Genomic DNA, 6,318 nt, shown 5'->3' with positions numbered 1-6,318 from the left:
ACCCGGCTTCGCGGCGGCCTTCGCAAGACGGCGGCCGTAGGCGGCACCGGACCGGATCTGGACCTGGTCCTCCGCGCCACCGAGCACCGTTGCCAGCAGCGGCAGGCCGGTCTCGTCGACGTCGATGAGGCCGCCCCACCGGGCGGGATGTTCGAGAGCGGCGACCCGGCCGAGACCCCACACGGCGCGCTGCGCGGGATCCGTGGCGGCGTCGCGGGTCACGCACCACAGCGGCGCACCGACGCCGGCCTGCACGAGGGTAAGCGCTTCGGCGGCGTCGGCGGGCGCCGCGACGACCCCCGCGAACGGGCCTGCCGGGAGGTCAACCGGCGACGGAACGGTCACCGTGTCGATGCCTGCGGCGGCCAGCGCGGCGGCGATCTGGGGAGCGCCGACGACGAGCCAGGTGCCGTTGAGTGTCGTGGTGTCGCTGGGCAGTGCCGTCCACGTCTCGTGGTACAGCCAGCCGTCCACATTGGACTGCCGCCGCTGCCGCCACGATGTGAGTGCCGGGACGATGGTGTCGGCGTCGACGCCGAGGAGGTCGCTGAGGTCGCCGGACTCAACGGCCGCCCAGAACTCGGTGTCCGGTTGCGCCCGGTGGCGGGGCGTGGGCCAGTACCGCTGCCGCTGGAACGCGTAGGTGGGCAGGTCGACGCGGCGGGCGCCCGCGAAGAGCCGCGTCCAGTCCGGCGACCAGCCGGTGACGTGTGCCTGCGCGACGGCCGTCATCAAGGTGAGGGCTTCGTCGCGGCCCTTGCGCATGGCGGGAATGCCGTCCACCAGCGCGGACAGCACCCCGTCGGGGCCGACCTCCAGGAACCTGGTGACGCCCTTCGCCTGCAGCGCCTCGGCGGCGTCGGCGAAGCGGACCGTGCCGCGGACCTGACGGACCCAGTACTCCGGGTCGGTGACCTCACCCGTGGACGTGGCCGCGATCGGGACCGCCGGCGGGTTGAACGTCACCGTGGACAGCACCTCGCGGAACGCGTCCAGCATCCCGTCCATCCGCGCCGAATGGAACGCGTGACTCACCTTCAGCCGACGCGTCTTCTTGAAATGGGCGGCGACCGCCACGACCGCGGCCTCGTCGCCGGACACGACGACCGCGTCCGGGCCGTTGACCGCAGCGATCTCGGCACCGTCGACCAGCACCGCCCGGACCTCGTCCTCGGTGGCCTGGACGGCGACCATCGCGCCGCCGGCCGGCAGCGCCTGCATCAACCGGCCGCGGGCCTCGACCACCTTGCACGCGTCCGGCAGGGACCAGACCCCGGCGACGTGCGCCGCCGCGAGTTCGCCGATGGAGTGACCGAGGAGGAAGTCGGGCTTGAGACCCCACGATTCGAGGAGCCGGTACACCGCCACCTCGACCGCGAACAGCGCCGGCTGCGTCCACCGGGTCTCGTCCAGCTCCGTTCCGTCGACGTCGCGCAGGCCGTCGATGTGCGCGCAGACCTCGTCATACGCTGCGGCGTAGGCCGGGAAGGTCTCGTAGAGGCCGCGGCCCATACCCGCGCGTTGCGCGCCCTGGCCGGTGAACAGCATCGCCGACCCGCCGGCCCGGACGCTGCCGCGGATCGCGGTGTCGCCGAGCTGGACGGCGCGGTGTTCGAGCCCGGACCGGCCGGTCGCGAGGGAGTAGCCGACGTCGAAGGGGTCCGCGGCCGGTATGTCACGCAAGCGCTGGAGCTGCGCGTCGAGGGCTTCGGGCGTGTGACCCGAGGCGAGCCACGGCACCACCGGCAGCGAGACCCGTGGCGTCTCGTCGGCGGCTTCGGCGGCGGGTGGCTGCTCGAGGATGACGTGGGCGTTGGTGCCGGAGACCCCGAACGACGACACGGCGGCGCGGCGCGGCCGGTCGACGGCGGGCCAGGTCCGGGTCTCGGTGAGCAGCTCGACCGCGCCCGCGGTCCAGTCGACGTGCGACGAGGGTGCGGTGACGTGCAGGGTGCGGGGCAGCTGCCCGTGCCGCATCGCGAGGACCATCTTGATGATCCCGGCGACGCCGGCCGCGGCCTGCGTGTGGCCGATGTTGGACTTCACCGATCCGAGCCACAGTGGCTCGTCGCGACCCTGCCCGTAGGTCGCGAGCAGCGCCTGGGCTTCGATCGGGTCGCCGAGGCCGGTGCCGGTGCCGTGCGCCTCGACGGCGTCGACCTCGGTGGCGGCGATCCCGGCGGCGGCGAGCGCGGCGCGGATGACGCGCTGCTGCGCGGGGCCGTTCGGAGCGGTGAGGCCGTTGGAGGCGCCGTCCTGGTTGACGGCGGACCCGCGGACGACGGCGAGGACGGGGTGGCCGTTGGCGACGGCGTCGCTGAGGCGTTCCAGGAGCAGGACGCCGGCCCCCTCGCCCCAGCCGGTGCCGTCGGCGTCGTCGGAGAACGCCTTGCAGCGCCCGTCGACGGCGAGGCCGCGCTGGCGGGAGAACTCGACGAACACGCCCGGGGTCGACATGACGGTGACGCCGCCGGCGAGGGCGAGGTTGCACTCGCCGCGCCGAAGCGCCTGCGTCGCGAGGTGCAGCGCGACCAGCGACGCGGAGCAGGCGGTGTCGACGGTGACGGCGGGCCCTTCGAGGCCGAACGTGTAGGACAGCCGGCCGGAGACGACGCTGGCGGCGTTGCCGGTGCCGAGGTAGCCCTCGACGTTCTCCTCGGCCTGGGTGAGGAGGTTCAGGTATTCCTGCCCGTTGGTGCCGACGAACACGCCGGTGGGGGTGCCACGCATGCGCCGCGGGTCGAGGCCGGCGCGTTCGAAGGCCTCCCAGGACGTTTCGAGCAGCAGCCGCTGCTGCGGGTCCATGGCGAGGGCCTCACGCGGCGAGATGCCGAAGAGGCCGGCGTCGAAGTCGGCGGCGTCGTCGAGGAACCCGCCGACGCGGGTGTAGGTGCTGCCGGGCCGGTCGGGGTCGTCGTCGAAGAGCGCGCCGAGGTCCCAGCCGCGGTCGGCCGGGAAGTCGCCGATGGCGTCCCGGCCGTCCAGCAGCAGCTGCCACAGGTCCTCCGGTGACGTGACCCCACCGGGGAACCGGCAGCCCATCGCCACGATCGCGATGGGTTCCTGCTGGGCCGCCTCCAGGTCACGCAGCCGCTGTCGAGTCTGGGCGAGGTCTCCGGTCACCCACTTCAGATAGTCCCGGAGTTTGTCCTCGTTCATGACAACCCCACCCGTCGCCCGGGCTCACCTCATGACCGACCGAGCTCCTCGTGGATGAACGAGAAGAGCTCATCGTCCGTCGCCGCATCGAACTGCAGTGAGGTGGCCGATTCTGATTCTGCCGCGCGTGCCTTGTCGAGCTTCGAAAGCATCACATGCAGGCGGGTGCGGACGGCAGCATGCAGATCATCCTCTGGGGAAATCACCGAAATCAGGGCCTCGACCTTGTCGAGGTCGGCGAGGATCGGTAGCTGGGGGTTTTCCGGTGCGCCGCCGTTCGCCTCGCCGAACAGGTGCGCCGCGAGGACCGCTGGCGTGGGGTGGTCGAAGACGGCGGTGGCGGGCACCTTGAGGCCGGTCCTGGCGGCGAGGCCGTTGCGGAACTCGACGGCGGTCAGGGAGTCGAACCCGAGGTCCCGGAACGCGTGCTCGGGGGCGACGAGCTCGGCCCCGCTGTGCCCGAGGACGGCGGCGGCCTGCTGCCTGACCAGGTCGAGCATGCCGGCGAGGTCGAGCCGTGCGATGCCTTCGTCGCGGACCGGCGGGGCGTAGAGGCCGGTGATGAGGGGTGCGGGCCGGACCGTGGTGAACGCGGGCCCGAACGTGTCCCAGTCGATGTCGGCGACCACCACGGTGGCGTCGCCGCCGACGCGGCTCAGCGCGGTGACGGCGGTGGCCGGGTGCATGGGCCGGACGCCGCCGCGACGGTGCCGGTCGCCCAGGTCACCGGCCATGCCGTCACCGGCCCACGGTCCCCACGCGATCGACACGGCCGGCAGGCCCACGGCGCGACGCTGCTCGGCGATCGCGTCGAGAGCGGCGTTCGCGGCGGCGTAGTTGCCCTGCCCGGCGGACCCGACGGACCCGGCGAACGACGAGAACAGCACGAACGCGTCCAGCCGCACATCCCGGGTCGCGGCGTCCAGGTGGAGCGCGCCGTCGACCTTGGCCGCCATGACGGCGGCAAGCCGCTCCGGGGTGAGCGCGTCGATGACACCGTCGTCGACGATGCCGGCCGCGTGGATCACCGCGGTCGGCGCGTACTCGCCGATGAGGCCTGCGGCCACGCCCGGCTGCACGATGTCGGCGGCCACGATCTCCACACCGGGGATGTCCAGCTCAGACATGCCGGGCGCGTCGGGGCCGCGGCGGCTGACCAGCACGATCCTGCTCGCGCCCTCGGCGGCGAGCCACCGGGCGACGTGCACGCCGAGGGCGCCGGTGCCGCCGGTGACCAGGACGGTGCCCGACGGGCGCCAGCCCGGCTTCGCGGCGGCCTTCGCGAGCCGCCGGCCGTACACGATGCCGGACCGGACCTCGACCTGGTCCTCGGTGCCGGTCAGCACCGCTGGGAGCAGCGGCAGGTCGGCTTCGGCGATGTCGACGACACCGCCCCACCGGCCGGGGTGTTCCAGTGCCGCGATCCGGCCGAGGCCCCAGACCGCGCGCTGCGCGGGGTCGGTGGCGGCGTCGCGGGTCACGCACCACAAGGGCGCGTCGATACCGGCCTGCACGAGGGTGAGGGCCTCGGCGGCATCGGCGGGTGCCGCGACGACCCCCGCGAACGGGCCCGCCGGGAGGTCGGCCGGCGAGTCGACGGTCACGGTGTCCGCGCCGGCGGCCTTGAGGATGCCGGCGAGCGCGGTGTCGCCGGCCGGCGCGACGACCAGCCAGGTGCCGTCGAGCGTCGCGTCGTGGCCGGGCAGCGCGACCCACGTGTCGTGGAACAGCCAGCCGTCCACGTTCGACTGGCGTCGCTGCCGCCACGAGGTCAGCGCCGGGACGATGATGTCGGCGTCGACGCCGAGGAGGTCGCTGAGGTCACCGGACTCGACGGCCGCCCAGAACTCGGTGTCGGGCGCCGTGCTGCGGCGTGGCGTGGGCCAGAACCGCTGCCGCTGGAACGCGTACGTGGGCACGTCGACCCGGCGGGCGCCCGCGAAGAGCCGCGTCCAGTCCGGCGACCAGCCGGTGACGTGTGCCTGCGCGACCGCGGTCATGAGGGTGGCGACCTCGTCGCGGTCCTTCCGCATGGCGGGGATCCCGTCGACCATCGCGGACAGGATGCCGTCGGGGCCGACCTCCAGGAATCTGGTCACACCCCTGGCTTTGACGGCCTCGGCGGCATCCGCGAACCGGACCGTCCCGCGAACCTGACCCACCCAGTACCCCGGATCGGTCACCTCACCGGCCGACGTCACCGCGATCGGGATCGCCGGCGGGTTGAACGTCACCGTGGACAGCACCTCGCGGAACGCGTCCAGCATTCCGTCCATCCGCGCCGAGTGGAACGCGTGACTGACCTTCAGCCGCCGGGTCTTCGCGAACCGCGCAGCCACCGCTTCGACGGCGGCTTCGTCGCCGGACACCACCACCGCGTCCGGGCCGTTGACCGCGGCGATCTCAGCGCCGTCGACCAGCACCGCCCGCACGTCCGCCTCAGCCGCCTGGATCGCGACCATCGCGCCACCACCCGGCAGCGCCTGCATGAGCCGGCCGCGCGCTTCGACCACCTTGCACGCGTCCCGCAGTGACCAGACCCCGGCGACGTGCGCCGCGGCGAGCTCGCCGATCGAGTGGCCGAGGAGGTGGTCGGGTGTGAGTCCCCACGATTCGAGGAGCCGGTACACCGCGACCTCGACCGCGAACAGCGCAGGCTGCGTCCACTGCGTCTCGTGGATCTGGTCGCCGTCGACCTCACGCAGGCCCGGGATGTGGTCGCAGACCTCGTCGTACGCCTTCGCGTAAGCCGGGAAGGAATCGTAGAGACCGCGGCCCACCCCGGACCGCTGCGCGCCCTGACCGGTGAACAGCATCGCCGACCCGCCGTCGCGGACCTGGCCGCGAACGACGGCGTCGCCGAGCACGACGGCCCGGTGGTCGAACGCCGACCGGCCCGATGCGAGGGAGTAGCCGACGTCGACGGGGTCGGCGGCCGGAGCATCCCGCAGGCCCTCGATCTGCGCCTCAAGCGCCTCCGGGGTCCGTGCCGCGAGCGGCCACGGCACCACCGGCAGCGGGCTGGGCGCCGGGGCCGGCTCGACCGGCGGCGCCTCCTCGAGGATGACGTGGGCGTTGGTGCCGGAGATCCCGAACGATGACACGCCCGCGCGGCGGGGGCGGCCGGCGTCCGGCCACGGCTGGGTCTCGGTGAGCAGT

General features: G+C 73.5%; 1 protein-coding gene and 1 pseudogene. Both read right to left on the bottom strand.

Annotated elements, in window-relative coordinates; translation table 11 throughout:
* Positions 1-3,156, bottom strand: a pseudogene (locus Dsi01nite_RS56575) (type I polyketide synthase); the annotation flags it as partial.
* Positions 3,157-3,188: 32 nt separating this feature from the next.
* Positions 3,189-6,318 (bottom strand): KR domain-containing protein (locus Dsi01nite_RS56570; protein WP_203854830.1); only part of this gene is annotated, 3,130 nt, incomplete at its 5' end.

Origin of the sequence: Dactylosporangium siamense (assembly GCF_016862795.1) — a bacterium.
GTDB classification, from domain to species: Bacteria; Actinomycetota; Actinomycetes; order Mycobacteriales; family Micromonosporaceae; genus Dactylosporangium; species Dactylosporangium siamense.
This window is presented reverse-complemented; position numbering and strand designations above follow the sequence as displayed.